The 12,617-nt window shown below is 71.5% G+C and carries 15 protein-coding genes; 8 read left to right on the top strand and 7 right to left on the bottom strand.

Annotation, left to right across the window (positions count from 1 at the left end; all coding sequences use genetic code 11):
• Window positions 1-8: 8 nt before the first annotated feature.
• The gene (locus Pdca_RS36460) at window positions 9-299 is read left to right on the top strand and encodes a hypothetical protein (protein WP_085913496.1); all 291 of its coding nucleotides are present in this window, start codon (window positions 9-11) and stop codon (window positions 297-299) included.
• On the opposite strand, the gene Pdca_RS23385 is transcribed toward Pdca_RS36460, so the two are convergent.
• Complete coding sequence (locus Pdca_RS23385) at window positions 250-1,524, bottom strand: YbfB/YjiJ family MFS transporter (protein WP_085913495.1); 1,275 nt, start codon at window positions 1,522-1,524, stop codon at window positions 250-252. The genes Pdca_RS36460 and Pdca_RS23385 overlap by 50 nt on opposite strands.
• A gap of 122 nt (window positions 1,525-1,646) precedes the next feature.
• Between Pdca_RS23385 and Pdca_RS23380 the strand changes: the two genes are divergently transcribed.
• Entirely contained in the window at window positions 1,647-2,234 is a 588-nt protein-coding gene (locus tag Pdca_RS23380; protein ID WP_085913494.1) for a TetR/AcrR family transcriptional regulator, read from the top strand.
• Between the two features lie 15 nt (window positions 2,235-2,249).
• Here Pdca_RS23380 and Pdca_RS23375 read toward each other — a convergent pair whose 3' ends face one another.
• Entirely contained in the window at window positions 2,250-2,777 is a 528-nt protein-coding gene (locus tag Pdca_RS23375) for a GNAT family N-acetyltransferase (RefSeq protein ID WP_158092190.1), read from the bottom strand.
• A gap of 257 nt (window positions 2,778-3,034) precedes the next feature.
• Between Pdca_RS23375 and Pdca_RS23370 the strand changes: the two genes are divergently transcribed.
• A complete protein-coding gene (locus Pdca_RS23370) occupies window positions 3,035-3,463 on the top strand; it encodes a GtrA family protein (protein WP_085913492.1) in 429 nt (142 codons plus the stop codon).
• 80 nt (window positions 3,464-3,543) lie between these two features.
• Here Pdca_RS23370 and Pdca_RS23365 read toward each other — a convergent pair whose 3' ends face one another.
• Entirely contained in the window at window positions 3,544-4,620 is a 1,077-nt protein-coding gene (locus tag Pdca_RS23365) for a hypothetical protein (protein WP_197719807.1), read from the bottom strand.
• 148 nt (window positions 4,621-4,768) lie between these two features.
• Entirely contained in the window at window positions 4,769-5,173 is a 405-nt protein-coding gene (locus Pdca_RS23360; RefSeq protein ID WP_232021144.1) for a TetR/AcrR family transcriptional regulator C-terminal domain-containing protein, read from the bottom strand.
• On the opposite strand from Pdca_RS23360, the gene Pdca_RS23355 reads away from it, so the two are divergent.
• Window positions 5,150-5,479, top strand: a complete 330-nt coding sequence (locus tag Pdca_RS23355) for a hypothetical protein (RefSeq protein ID WP_166665825.1) — start codon at window positions 5,150-5,152, stop codon at window positions 5,477-5,479. The two genes, Pdca_RS23360 and Pdca_RS23355, sit on opposite strands and share 24 nt — an antisense overlap.
• A gap of 54 nt (window positions 5,480-5,533) precedes the next feature.
• On the top strand, window positions 5,534-5,962 hold the full coding sequence (locus Pdca_RS23350) for a pyridoxamine 5'-phosphate oxidase family protein (RefSeq protein WP_085913551.1): 429 nt from the start codon (window positions 5,534-5,536) through the stop codon (window positions 5,960-5,962).
• A gap of 89 nt (window positions 5,963-6,051) precedes the next feature.
• Here Pdca_RS23350 and Pdca_RS23345 read toward each other — a convergent pair whose 3' ends face one another.
• A complete protein-coding gene (locus Pdca_RS23345; RefSeq protein ID WP_085913489.1) occupies window positions 6,052-6,510 on the bottom strand; it encodes a hypothetical protein in 459 nt (152 codons plus the stop codon).
• Window positions 6,511-6,701: 191 nt separating this feature from the next.
• Between Pdca_RS23345 and Pdca_RS23340 the strand changes: the two genes are divergently transcribed.
• From Pdca_RS23340 to Pdca_RS23330, 3 genes are read left to right on the top strand one after another with little or no spacing between them, the layout of a single operon-like run.
• On the top strand, window positions 6,702-7,931 hold the full coding sequence (locus Pdca_RS23340; protein WP_232021143.1) for a DUF418 domain-containing protein: 1,230 nt from the start codon (window positions 6,702-6,704) through the stop codon (window positions 7,929-7,931).
• A gap of 58 nt (window positions 7,932-7,989) precedes the next feature.
• Window positions 7,990-9,690, top strand: a complete 1,701-nt coding sequence (locus tag Pdca_RS23335; protein WP_085913488.1) for an NAD(P)/FAD-dependent oxidoreductase — start codon at window positions 7,990-7,992, stop codon at window positions 9,688-9,690.
• Entirely contained in the window at window positions 9,687-11,123 is a 1,437-nt protein-coding gene (locus tag Pdca_RS23330) for an ATP-binding protein (protein ID WP_085913487.1), read from the top strand. The genes Pdca_RS23335 and Pdca_RS23330 overlap by 4 nt, the downstream gene beginning before the upstream one ends.
• 67 nt (window positions 11,124-11,190) lie before the next feature.
• On the opposite strand, the gene Pdca_RS23325 is transcribed toward Pdca_RS23330, so the two are convergent.
• Together Pdca_RS23325 and Pdca_RS23320 are read right to left on the bottom strand one after the other, a co-directional pair.
• On the bottom strand, window positions 11,191-12,039 hold the full coding sequence (locus Pdca_RS23325; protein ID WP_085913486.1) for a mycofactocin-coupled SDR family oxidoreductase: 849 nt from the start codon (window positions 12,037-12,039) through the stop codon (window positions 11,191-11,193).
• Window positions 12,036-12,572, bottom strand: a complete 537-nt coding sequence (locus tag Pdca_RS23320) for a 2,4'-dihydroxyacetophenone dioxygenase family protein (protein ID WP_085913485.1) — start codon at window positions 12,570-12,572, stop codon at window positions 12,036-12,038. Before Pdca_RS23320 ends, Pdca_RS23325 begins: the two co-directional genes overlap by 4 nt.
• Window positions 12,573-12,617 lie beyond the last annotated feature (45 nt).

Genomic DNA, 12,617 nt, shown 5'->3' with positions numbered 1-12,617 from the left:
GAGCGGCGATGTCAGCGTCCTGTTGCGGCGGTGAGCAGCGATCGTGGTCGGCGAGGTGGGTCTTCTTCGCCGACCGGGTCCGGGCGAACCTGACGACGATGCTGCTCAGTGGTGCGTTGTCGGCGTCGTTCCTGCTGTTCACCTTCTACCTGCAGGACGAGCTCGGAATCGGTCCGCTGGGAGCCGGTCTCTCGATGCTGCTGATCGCCGCTGCCCTCGCCGTCGCCGGGCTGATCGCCGGGGCGGTGGTCATCGGTCGTTCTCCTGCGCCCGGGCCGGCCCGGCAGCAGACCGGGTAACCGGTGCCGCTGCGGGCGGGGTGGGCATCAGCTCGTCGACGTCGGCTCGCGCGGGCGGGGCGAGCCGAGGATGCATCTGAGTCCACGCGACGAGTGCGAGCAGACCGGTCAGCGCGAACGTCGGGCCGAGGCCGAGCAGGCCCGCCGTCGTGCCGGCAAGCGACGAGCCCGCGGTCTGCCCGATGCCGAGGGCGAGAAAACTCCAGGTCACCCCCTGCGACGGTGCCGCCGGGAACAGACGCGCGCCCCAGAGGATGCACAGTCCGGTCAGGGCCATGAAGCCGGCGCCGAACACGCCCGCGGAGATCATTGCCCCGACCGGGCCCGGCGCGGGGAGCGCGAGCAGCGCGATTCCCGCCGACCAGGTCGTCCAGATCGCCAGTCCGGTGGCTCTCAGCCCGTAGCGTTCCACGGCGCGTCCCGCGGTGCCGCCGGCCAGGCCGACGAGGCCGATCGCGCACCAGGACCAGGTCGCGACCGCCGGGCTCAGGCCGGCCTCGCCGACCCGCGATATCGAGAACGTCCAGTAGGGGGCGCTCACCGCTCCGAGCAGCGCGGAGTTGAGCAGGAGCGGAAGGAGCAGCGCCGGTCGCGGTCGTGAGCCCGCTGCCGGCGGTCCTGTTGCCGGCTCGCTCCTTGCCGCGCGGGGGAGTGACCAGGCCGCGACGGCCGTGCTGATCGCCGCGAGGACGGCGAACCCGAGCCAGATCGGTCGCCAGCCGACCGGGAGCAGCGGGGTGAACGCGGTCAGGGCGAGCCCGGCACCGGTTCCGGTGTTGGCCCAGGTCTGGGCCCGGGTGCGTGCGTCGCGTCGGACCGTCTCGACGATCAGTTGGGCGACGCCCGGTGACGCCAGCCCGGCGCCCGCACCGGCGACGACGATTCCGGACGCGAAGGACACGACACCGGGTGCGACGGCCATGACTGCCAGCCCGATCGTCGCGCAGCTGCCCGCGACGACGGTCGTCGCGCGGGCGGAGTGGGCGGACGCGGCCGGAGCGACGAGCAGGCCGACGACGTACCCGACGGTTGATGCGGCGGAGAGGGCTCCGACGGCGACCGGATCGAGATCGAACGTCTCACTGAACCGCGGTACGAACAGTCCGTAGGCGTATCGCGCGAAGCCGTAGCAGAGAGCGATGACGGCTCCGCCGAGCATGGCGACCGTCCACCAGCTCCGGTGCACGCTCTGCGCGGTGGGAGGGCCGCTGCGTCTCGTGTCCATGCCTCGATACTAAACAGACCGGTACGTTTACTACGAGATGCCGCTGGCGATGATGCTTGTCACCATCGGCGCTGGTAGCCTCGATGCCGACGGTGGAACCGGTCGGTAGGCAAGGATCTGCGATGGCACGTACTGCACGGGGTGGGGCTGGGCCGAAGGTGCTGGAGACGGCGCACCGGCTCTTCTATCGGGACGGCATCCATGCCGTGGGCGTCGATGCCATCGCCGCCGAGGCCGGCGTCACGAAGACCGCCCTGTACTCGAACTTCGGTTCCAAGGCGCGACTGGTCGTGTCCTACCTGCGCGAGCGTGATCGTCTGTGGCAGGGCGAGATCGACCGGATCACGGCGTCGATCACCTCACCCCGTGAGCGGGTGCTCGCGGTGTTCGATGCCTACGAGGCGTGGCTGTCCCGAGACCGGTTCCGCGGCTGCGCCTTCGCCAATGCGGCCGCCGAGTTGCCCCGGCCGGACGACCCGGCCCGCGAGGTCGTCCGGCACCACAAGAGCGCGGTGCGCAGCTTCCTCCGGAGGCAGGTGGATCTTCTGCGGGAGCCCGACCCGGAACTTCCTGCCCAGCTGATGGTTCTCCTCGAAGGTGCCGCCGTGACGTCCACCATCGATCAGAGTGCGGAGCCGTTCCGGGTCGCTCGCCGGCTCGCCGAGTCGCTGCTGCCGCACGACGCGTCGGAGTCGTCGGACGCATCGTGATGTCGGGCGCCCGCGTCAGCCGCGACAGGGTGCGCGTAGCTCGTGCCGATAGCGCAGGTCTCGGATCTCGAACCCGGCCATCAGATCGTCCTTGCGCCGGCCGTCGGGGATCCAGCCGGTGGCCTCGTAGAACGCCCGAGCCCGTGCATTGCTCTCCAGAACCCACAGCGTCCCGGTCCGATACCGGCTGCTCAGCTCCGTGAGCGCGTCGTTCATGAGGCGCCGGCCCAAGCCCCGCCCCCACGACATGGGGTCGATGTAGAACGACGCGATCTCGCCGGTCGCACCCGGATCATGGTCGGCATCCCGGCTCGGCCCGAGGTGGGCGAATCCGGCGACCAGGGCGTCGTGGTTCTCGATGAGCAGTGTCCCGCGGCCCGGCCACGACGCCGCCTCGATGGCCGCCTCCCAGCGCGGGATGCGGTCCGTCGGGTCGAGTGAATCCAGGAGGTCGTCGGGGAGCTGGCCGCGATACCCGACCTGCCACGACCGGACATGGACCTCCGCGATGGCGCGTGCGTCCGTGGGCTCAGCGCGCCTCACGATCACCCCGGCCATGTCAGCCTCGCCTCGTCTCCTGAGTCGTGGCCCCGACGGTGTCAGACGCCGGCCTGGGAATGCCGCCCGGCGATGACCGAGGCCTGCGAGGGCCTCGGGAAATCGCGGATCCATACCAGGTACGAGTCGAATCGCCCCACCGCAGCTTCGACCCGCTCCACGGTTTCCGCCTCCCCGGGCACTTGGGGAGGCCGCGGTGGCGTGGCCGATACGGTCGCCGTCAGCCGTGATGAGGGGGCGCAATGGCGACGCAGGCCCGCAGCGGTGGTGTTCTCGGACAGGCGGGCCGGTTCGTCGTCGTCGGCGTCATCGGAGCCCTGATCGATTCCGGGGTCTATGCGCTCGCCCTCCACCTCGATGTGTGGGTGCACGCCGCCCGCGCACTGAGCTTCGTGTGCGGAACCATCGCCGCATACGCGTTGAACAGGCGCTGGGCATTCCGGGTCTCCGGTGGTGCGCGGCGCGCGACGAGCTACGCGGCGCTGTACGGCGTGATGTTCTTCGTGATCCTGGGCGCCAATGCGCTCGCGCTGGCGGTGCTTCCCGCTGGGTGGTGGGCGGTGCCGCTCGCGTGGGTCCTGTCGCAGGGACTCGGGACCACCTGCAATTTCGTCATGCTGAGGCTGGTCGTTTTCCGGGACCGCCGTTCGGTGACCGCCGATCCGAGCTGAGCCCGGTGCCGAGGGGTGGGTGCGGTCCATGGCCTCCGGGCCGGTCTCGGACGGCAGAGGCGACCCGCCGTCGACCCCGATCAGTGCGACGAGTCGTCTCGTAGATCGACCTCGATGCCGGCGACGCCCAGGTAGAAGGGCGCGGGTACCGGAGGCCGCCGAAGCTGCAGGAGGTGCCGGAGCACCAGCCGTGGCCATCGGGGCGTGGAACGCGTCGCGGTGAAGTGGACGGTCGCCTTGGTGCCGGTGGGGTCGGCGAAGGCCAGCGCCGGGCCGTAGGTGCCGCGCGCCATCCAGACCGGGGTTCCGGGCGCGTCGGTGTCGAGCAGGCGCCGGGGCCGGGACCAGTCCCGGCGATCGGCACTCGGCCGTGGTGCGGTGATCCACCACAGGCCCTGGGTGGGTAGACCCGGTGTGGCGTGGAGATCGGAGCCGCGGGCCAGGATCATGACCCAGCCCTCGCCACCGCGCGCCAAGGCGTTGTCGAAGAAGCCCTCGGAGGAGTCGGCGAAAGTCCTGGGGGGCGACCAGCCGGTGATGCCGTCGACGCTCTCGGTGCAGCGCAGCTCGTAGTCGGGCAGCTCGCCAGGGCCGATCTCGTGGGGGTTGGCCTGGTACCACATCCGGTACCGGCCCTCCGTGTAGACCACGAACGGTTCGAGCACGCTGGACCGGGGCGGCGCGCCCTGCAGAACCGGCGCGTGGTGTCGCTGCCAGCGCCCGTCCCGGTACTCCAGGAAGCCGATCGCATACTGGCTTCCCGGGCCGTAGTGCTTCCTGGTCGCGCGCCCGGTGTAGTACAGGCGCGGTCCGTTGCCGCCGGACGGGGGAACGTAGCTGGGGGTGTGCATCCCGGCGCCGTCCCAGCCGCCGCGCGGCGGATCGGCCGCGAGAGCCGCCGCCCGGCCACGGTCGTCGACGTCGATCTGCCAACGCCCACCCGGATCGGTTCCCTCGGCGAGGGTGGCGCAGTAGAGGCGGTTGCGGAAGCCGGTCGAGAAGCCACCGAGGAACATCGTCCAGCGGCCGTCGATGTAGTGCACGTCGGGATCGCCGACGCCGAGCAGGCCCCGCGGCATCGGCCCGTCGACCATGTCCCACAACACCCGCGCTGCCGGGGTGCCGTCGGCTCGCCACTGATCCACGTACGACGTCATGAAGAACGACCTCCTGATCGGGGCCGCGCGGAGGCGCGGTGACTCCCCTGCGGATCAGGTAGGTCGGTAATGCGGAAAGTACCAGCCGTCGCCGGGCTCGTTCAAGGTCGACCGGATGCCCGTGGGCCCCTGCCGTCGGCAGGTGGACTCAGGGACGTGCCATTGCGGTGAGGCCGGTCAGGAGAATCTCCACGCTGTGGGTGAACTGCTCGGTCCAGTCGCTGCTCGTGGCCGAGAGCTCGGCCATCGCGGGGAAGGCGTGCGCGTTGGCCTGCAGGTGTTCGTGGACCGCGTGACGCGCGGCCGTCTCGCCGTCGTGCTGCCATGACGCCTCGGCGGCGACCGACCCGATCACCAGGTTCGACACCGCAGCGGCCGCGGCGGTCAGTTCGGCACCGGTGAAGCCGGCGCCGGCGAGCGCGGCGTAGACGAACTCCGAGCCGTGATCCTGGAGAGCGTCCCGCGGGACATGCCGCTGGGCGCGGCGTCGACCGGAAGCGCCACCGAGCCGGCGGAGGAACTCGCGGGAATGCTCGGCCGGGTCTACGAGCACGAGCGGCGGATGGCGGCCGTCGCCGTCACGGTGCTCGCCGACGAGAAGCTGCACGCGCGCTTCCGGGAGATCCTGAGCCGGGTGCCCGGTGGCCCCGAGGACTTCACCAGGGCCGTGGCGTCCGCCCTGCGCAGCTACGCCGACGCCGGTGTCGTCGGGTCCACGCTCGACCCCGACGCGGCAGCAGCCTTCGTCCAGGGGCGCTGCTTCCACCACGCGGTGCTCGATCGCCTGCACGGGCCAGGCGACGCGCCGGGTGCTCCCGCGGCCGTCGTCGACGAGCTCCTCGCCTTCCTCACCGGATGACGCCGAGGTCGCGGGCTTGACCTCCACCGGAGTTCAGTTCCTAGCGTGCCGACCATGTCGAACGGAGCGGCTCGGGAGAGCGTGTCGACCGAGGAATTCCTGGCTCGCCCGTTGGTCGCACACGTCGCGACCAGCGGCCCGACGGTTCGGCCGATCTGGTTCCTGTGGGAGGAGGCGGCCGTCTGGTGGATCACCGGTGATTACAGCCGGCTGCCGCGCCGGCTCGCCGCCGACCCGGACGTCGTGGTGGTCGTCGACTCCTGCGACCTCGCCACGGGGGAGGTCCTCCAGGTGGTCATGAGCGGCAGCGCCGAGGTCGTCGACATGGACCTCGATCGGGCCCGCCGCAAGCTCACCCGTTACCTCGGGCCGGATCCCGGCGGGTGGCCCGAGCGGTTCCGGGCCGTACTGCGCCGGCCCGACACCCGGCTGGTCCGGCTGGTCCCGCGGCGTGCGCCCACCGTGGTCGATCTGAGCTTCTGATCCGGCACCGGGCTGCAGGTGTCCGCTCGTGCCGCTCCGCCGATCGCCGCGCGACCAGCCGAGCGGTGGCCCTGCGCGATCGTGGCCCGCTACCGGGCGTCGACCTGAGGTGTGGGCTGCCCGTCTGGCACGTGGAGCAGCCGCCGGACACCGGATCTCGCCAGCAGCAGGGTGAGGATCAGCAGCGTCACCGCGACGAAGCCGCCGAGGCTGACCCGCTCACCGAAGACCAGGTCGATCGTCTCCAGCACGACGAACTTGCTCCCGAACGCGACCAGCCACACCGCCGCCGCGGCCAGCACCTTTCCCGAGGGCGTCGACGCCCGGCGCAGCCGCGCGACGACCCGCTGCTTGACCACGAGCACGATCTCCAGGACGGCCTTCAGCACGACGGCCGTGAGCAGCGTCAGCGTGAACGTCTCGCTCAGCACCTGGGGGAGGTACTCGACGAAGAGGTTCAGGACGACGACGTAGACGAACACGTCGACCAGGTCGGCGGCGAGACGCGGATGCACCGGCGCGGCGGCGTTCCCGGCCTGATCGGACATCCCAGCCACCCACCGTCGGAGATCCTCGTGTCGCGACAGCGTAGTCCCGGTCCGGCCGGATCCCGGACGACATCTCGGCGCGCGTCACCCCGCCGGCGGGCCCCGCCGCGGCGTCGCACGATCCGGACTTGAGTGTGCCGCAGCGGCACGGTCTTCGATGGGCACACACGACATCGAGAGGAGCTCGTTCCGTGCCCACCACGACCGACCCGACCAACCGCGACGAGGCGCTGTCCGCCCCGACCCCGGTGTCCCGGCGGGCGCTCGCGCCCGACCTGGCCCGCGGGCTGATGCTGTTGCTCATCGCGCTGGCGCACGTGCCGTGGTTCCTCTACACCGCGGACATCGGCGCGACCCTGTTCCATCCGGCCGAGGGCGGCGTCGCCGACCGGATCGCGCAGGCCGTCACGATCATCACCGTCGACGGGCGGGCCTATCCGCTGTTCGCGCTGCTGTTCGCCTACGGGATCGGGCAGATGTACCAGCGGCAGACCGCGGGCGGGACCTCCGTGCGCGATGCGCGCCGGCTGCTGCGCACCCGCAACCTGTGGATGATCGTCTTCGGGCTGCTGCACGGCGTGCTGCTGTGGCAGGGCGACGTCCTGGGCACCTACGGGGTGATGGGGCTCGTCCTCGTGCCGCTGTTCCTCAACCGCAGCGACCGGGTGCTGAAGGTCTGGATCGGGGTACTGCTCGGTGTCGGCGCGGCCGTCGCCGCGGGCGCGACCGCGGTCGCCGCCGCCATCGGCACGTCGCTCGGGCCCGCCGACGCCCAGCGGCTGCCGATCGCCGAGCCCGGCTACCTCGCGTCGATCCCGCTGCGGTTCGTGGAGTGGCTCCCCACCCTGATCGTTCCGTTCGTCGGCCTGACCCTGCCCGCGGCCTTCCTGCTCGGCCTGCTCACGTCGCGGCACCGCGTGCTCGAGGAGCCCGGTCGTCACCTGCCGCTGCTGCGGTGGACCGCGACCCTCGGCCTCGCGATCGGCTGGGGCGGCGGGGCCGTGCAGGCACTCGTGCACCTCGGATTCCTGACCCTGCCCGGCTCGGCCGACATCTCGCAGCTGTTCACCTTCACCGGTTTCTTCGCCGGTGTCGGCTACGCCGCACTGTTCGCCCTGATCGCGCACCGGCTCACGGCCCGCGGGACGACGCCGCTGCCGGCCCGCGCCCTCGTCGCGCTCGGGCGCCGCTCGATGAGCGGGTACCTGGCCCAGTCGGTTGTCTGGGCCGGACTGCTCGGCGCGTCCGGGCTCGCCGTCGGCGCCCACCTCACGAGCTGGTCGGCGATGGCGATCGGGATCGGGACGTGGCTGGCGACCGTGGTCGCCGCCTACGCGATGGACCGGTACGGGATCCGCGGTCCCGCGGAGACCGCGCTGCGCCGGCTCACCTACCGCGCGGTGCGCCGCAGCGCCGGATGAGCCGCCCGCCCGCGGTCGTCCACTGCCGCGCCGGCCGTGCGCACGGCAGGATGGTGTCATGACGGAATCCCCGGCGTCCTCCGCCGGCTCGTTCGTGCCTGCCAAGCCAGCACTGGTGACCGTCGACGACGATCCCAGCGTGTCCCGGGCGGTGGCTCGGGACCTGCGCCGCCGTTACGGCGAGCGGTTCCGGGTGGTCCGTGCCGAGTCCGGCCAGGCAGCGCTCGACGCGCTCAAGGAGATGGCCCTGCGCGGCAACGACGTCGCCGTGCTGCTGGCGGACTACCGGATGCCCGGCATGAACGGGCTGGACTTCCTCGAACAGGCACTCGACCTCTACCCGGCGGCGCGCCGGGTGCTGCTCACCGCGTACGCCGACACCTCCGCGGCGATCACCGCGATCAACGTCGTCGATCTGGATCACTACCTGCTCAAACCGTGGGACCCGCCGGAGGAGAAGCTCTACCCGGTCGTCGACGCGATGATCGAGGCCTGGGAGCGGACCGAGCGCCGGGAGGTCTGCGAGACCCGGGTGATCGGGCACCGCTGGTCCGCCCGCTCGCACGAGGTGCGGGACTTCCTGGCGCGCAACCAGGTCCCGTACCGCTGGTACCCGGTCGAGGGGCCGGAGGCGTGCCGGCTGCTGACCGCCGCCGGGGTCGACGACTCCCGCCTGCCGGTGGTGATCTCGCCGTCCGGTGAGTGCCTCGTGGCGCCGCAGGAGATGCAGCTCGCCGACCGGGTCGGGCTCGCGACCGTCCCGGCCACCGACTTCTACGATCTCGTCGTGATCGGCGGCGGCCCCGCCGGGCTCGGCGCGAGCGTGTACGGCGCGTCCGAGGGGCTGCGCACCGTGCTGGTCGAGCGCACCGCGACCGGTGGCCAGGCCGGGCAGAGCTCCCGGATCGAGAACTACCTGGGCTTCCCGGACGGCGTGTCCGGCGCCCAGCTCACCGACCGGGCCCGCAGGCAGGCCGTCCGGCTCGGGGCCGAGGTGCTCACGACCCGCGACGTGATCGGGCTGGAGGCGAACGGCAGTGCCCGCACCGTCCGGTTCGCCGACGGCACGGCGATCAACGCGCACGCCGTCGTGCTTGCCACCGGGGTCTCCTACCGGGAGCTCACGGCTCCTGGTCTGAGCGATCTGGTCGGCCGCGGGGTGTACTACGGCTCGGCGCTGACCGAGGCCTCGGCCTGCTCCGGCGACCACGTCTACATCGTCGGCGGCGCCAACTCCGCAGGTCAGGCCGCGGTGTACTTCTCCCGCTTCGCGCGCAGCGTCACGATCCTGGTGCGCGGGCCCGGCTTGCTGGCGTCCATGTCGCAGTACCTCGTCGAGCAGATCGAGGGGATCGAGGCGATCACGGTCCGCACCGGCACCGAGGTCGTCGAGGCCACCGGCGGTGAGCGCCTGGAGAAGCTCATGCTGCGCGACCGGGAGAGCGGTGCGACCGAGACGGTCGACGCGGGCTACCTGTTCGTCTTCATCGGCGCCAGCCCGCGGACCGAGTGGCTGGGCGAGCAGATCCGGCGCGACACGGGCGGGTTCGTGCTCGCCGGCCCGGATCTCATGGCGGACGGCAGGCGTCCGCAGGGATGGAACGCCGACCGCGATCCGTTGCACCTGGAGACGAGCCTGCCCGGGGTGTTCGTCGCCGGCGACGTGCGGGCCGAGTCCGTCAAGCGGGTCGCGTCCGCCGTCGGCGACGGAGCGATGGCCGTGTCGCTCGTCCACCGGTACCTGGAGAACCCGTCATGACCGAGCCCGTGCAGTCCAGCTGCGACCCGGACGAGCTGCGCACCCTGTTCCTGTTCGAGAAGCTGACCGACCAGCAGCTCTGGGCACTCTGCGAGTGGGGCCGGGTCGAGGTGCACCAGCCCGGCCCGGTCTACACCGAGGGCGACCCGGCGACCTGCTTCTTCGTGCTGATCGAGGGCACCGTGGTGCTCAGCAGGCGCTCGGGCGGCGAGGACGTCGAGGTGGAGCGGACCGCCCAGCGCGGGGTGTACGCCGGAGCGTGGACCGCCTACCTGGGGGACCGGGTCCCGCAGGTGTACGGCAACTCGCTGCGGGTCACCGTGCCCTCCCGGTTCTTCGTGCTCGACGCCGACAAGCTCGCGGTGCTGATGCAGGAGTGGTTCCCGATGGCGCTGCACCTGCTCGAAGGGCTGTTCTTCGGGATCAAGAACAGCCAGCAGGTGGTCGCCCAGCGGGAGCGCCTGCTGGCGCTGGGCTCCTTGTCGGCCGGACTGACCCACGAGCTCAACAACCCGGCCGCCGCCGCGGTGCGGGCCACCGCCACGCTGCGCGAGCGGGTCGCCGCGATGCGGCACAAGCTCGGCCTGATCGCTGCCGGCCCCTACCAGCGGGCCGACCTGGAGACCCTGATGCGGTTGCAGGAGGACGCGGCCGACAGGGTCGGCAAGGCCCCCGATCTGAGCCCGATCGAGGCGGGCGACGCCGAGGACGCGGTCGGTGAGTGGCTGGAGGGCCAGGGCATCGCGGGCGCCTGGGATGTCGCGCCGAACTTCGCCGCCGCCGGGATCGACGTCGACTGGCTGGAGCAGGTCCGGGCGAGCGTCCCCGCACCCGTCCTGGAGAGCGCGATCCGCTGGCTGAACTACACGGTCGAGACCGAGCTGCTGATGAACGAGATCGCGGACTCGACCACCCGGATGTCCACCCTGGTCGGCGCCGCGAAGCAGTACTCACAGATGGACCGGGCGCCGTACCAGACGGTGGACGTGCACGATCTGCTCAAGTCGACGCTGATCATGCTGGGTGGCAAGTTCGGCGACGGGATCAGCCTGGTCAAGGAGTTCGACCGCAGCCTGCCGGAGATCTCGGTCTACGCCGCCGAGCTGAACCAGGTGTGGACGAACCTGATCGACAACGCGGTGCAGGCGATGGACGGCAACGGCACCCTCACCGTGCGCACCGGCCGGGACGGCGAGCGACTGCTCGTCGAGATCGCCGACACCGGACCCGGTGTGCCGGAGGAGATCCGCTCCCGGATCTTCGAGCCGTTCTTCACCACGAAGGCGGTCGGTGAGGGCACCGGCCTCGGACTCGACATCTCCTGGCGGATCGTGGTCCGCCGCCACCACGGCGACCTGCGGGTGCTCTCGGAACCCGGGAACACCCGATTCCAGGTGCTGCTGCCGTTCGAGGTGGTCGAGCCGCAGGACTGAGCCCGGGCTGAGCCCGCCCGGCGGGAGCGCGGCGTCAGCACCGCATCGGCGCGGGATCAGCGCCGCATCAGTGCGGGATCTTGTACGGCGCCGTCGCCCCGGCGTCGATCGGCAGCGCGATCCCGGTGATGTAGCGCGCCTCGTCGGACGCCAGCCAGAGCGCCGCGTTGCTGACGTCGATCGACTCCACCCACGGCACCGGCAGCGCGTTGAGGCTCTTCATCAACTCGGCCGCGGTGTCCCGGTCGGGATCGGGGACGCCGGGCAGGAACAGTTTCCGGGCATCGGTGTTGTCGATCATCGGGGTGTCGACGGTGGTCGGGTGCAGCGAGTTGACCCGGATCCGGTGCGGTGCCAGCTCGACGGCGAGTGCCTTCATCAGCCCGGTGACGCCGTGCTTCGCCGCCGTGTAGTGGGCCAGGTTCAGGAACGCGACCAGCCCGGCGACCGAGCTGGTCAGCACGACGGAACCGCCGTCGCCACGCGTCACCATCGGTGGGACGAACGCTCGCACCGTCTTCCACACACCGGTCAGGTCGATGTCGACGACGTCGTCCCACTGCTGTTCGGTGAGCTCCAGCGCCGGTCCGAAGCTGCCGACGCCGGCGTTGGCCAGCACCACGTCGATCCGGCCGAACCGCTCCAGCGCGGTGTCCCGCACCGACTCCAGCGCGGCCAGGTCCCGCACGTCGGCCTCGACGGCCAGCACACCGTGACCGTGCTTCCCGGCGAGCGCGGCCGTCTCCGCCAGGTCGGCCGGTGTCGCGAGCGGGTAGGGGACGCTGTCGACCTGCGCGCAGTGGTCGAGCAGGACGAGATCCGCGCCCTCCTCGGCGAACCGCTCCGCATGCGAACGGCCCTGGCCGCGGGCCGCCCCGGTGACGACGACGACCCGTCCCGCGAGACGGCCGGTCACCGGTCTGCCCGCGCGTGCATGCCCAGCGACGGGTCGGTCGCGTAGTCGACGATCTGGGTGCGGGCGACGGCGTCGTTGTCGCGTGCCATGTAGTAGTGCAGCCGCGCGTCGGCGACCACGCCGAGAGTGCCGTCGGGCAGATAGCCGGCGATCGGTCCGTCGACGAAGGCCAGCATGGTGGTCCCCTCCGGCGCGATCGGCTCGTGCACGGCTCCGGCGACCTCGCAGGTGTAGGTGCCGGTCAGGCCGGGGTCGTCGGGGTCGTAGTGGAATCCGCCGTCGAGGATGTAGGCCTGCACGTTGCCCATGTGCCAGTGCGGGGTGGCCTGCACACCCGGATCGACCTGCAGGATCACGGTGAAGCCGCCGGTCACGAGGTTGACGTAGAGCAGCTTGAAGCGGGTCCCCGGCATCAGCCAGTCGGTCCACGCGATCTCGTCGGGATCGACGAACTCCTTGCGGGAGCCCTTCGGTGTGGTGCCCGGGTTCGTCATCCAGAACGCCGGGCCGGTCGCGGGGAGGGTGCCGGTCATGTGCTGGTTCCTTCCGTCGTGGCGGGGTGCGGGTGTTGCCGGTGG

Origin of the sequence: Pseudonocardia autotrophica (genome assembly GCF_003945385.1) — a bacterium.
Classification (GTDB): domain Bacteria; phylum Actinomycetota; class Actinomycetes; order Mycobacteriales; family Pseudonocardiaceae; genus Pseudonocardia; species Pseudonocardia autotrophica.
This window is presented reverse-complemented; position numbering and strand designations above follow the sequence as displayed.

Bases quoted from the DNA above. Each gene is read 5' to 3' on its own strand.
- Pdca_RS36460 (WP_085913496.1), top strand. From the start codon at position 9: ATGTCAGCGTCCTGTTGCGGCGGTGAGCAGCGATCGTGGTCGGCGAGG.
- Pdca_RS23385 (WP_085913495.1), bottom strand. From the start codon at position 1,524: ATGGACACGAGACGCAGCGGCCCTCCCACCGCGCAGAGCGTGCACCGG.
- Pdca_RS23380 (WP_085913494.1), top strand. From the start codon at position 1,647: ATGGCACGTACTGCACGGGGTGGGGCTGGGCCGAAGGTGCTGGAGACG.
- Pdca_RS23370 (WP_085913492.1), top strand. From the start codon at position 3,035: ATGGCGACGCAGGCCCGCAGCGGTGGTGTTCTCGGACAGGCGGGCCGG.
- Pdca_RS23365 (WP_197719807.1), bottom strand. From the start codon at position 4,620: ATGACGTCGTACGTGGATCAGTGGCGAGCCGACGGCACCCCGGCAGCG.
- Pdca_RS23355 (WP_166665825.1), top strand. From the start codon at position 5,150: ATGCTCGGCCGGGTCTACGAGCACGAGCGGCGGATGGCGGCCGTCGCC.
- Pdca_RS23350 (WP_085913551.1), top strand. From the start codon at position 5,534: ATGTCGAACGGAGCGGCTCGGGAGAGCGTGTCGACCGAGGAATTCCTG.
- Pdca_RS23345 (WP_085913489.1), bottom strand. From the start codon at position 6,510: ATGTCCGATCAGGCCGGGAACGCCGCCGCGCCGGTGCATCCGCGTCTC.
- Pdca_RS23335 (WP_085913488.1), top strand. From the start codon at position 7,990: ATGACGGAATCCCCGGCGTCCTCCGCCGGCTCGTTCGTGCCTGCCAAG.
- Pdca_RS23330 (WP_085913487.1), top strand. From the start codon at position 9,687: ATGACCGAGCCCGTGCAGTCCAGCTGCGACCCGGACGAGCTGCGCACC.
- Pdca_RS23320 (WP_085913485.1), bottom strand. From the start codon at position 12,572: ATGACCGGCACCCTCCCCGCGACCGGCCCGGCGTTCTGGATGACGAAC.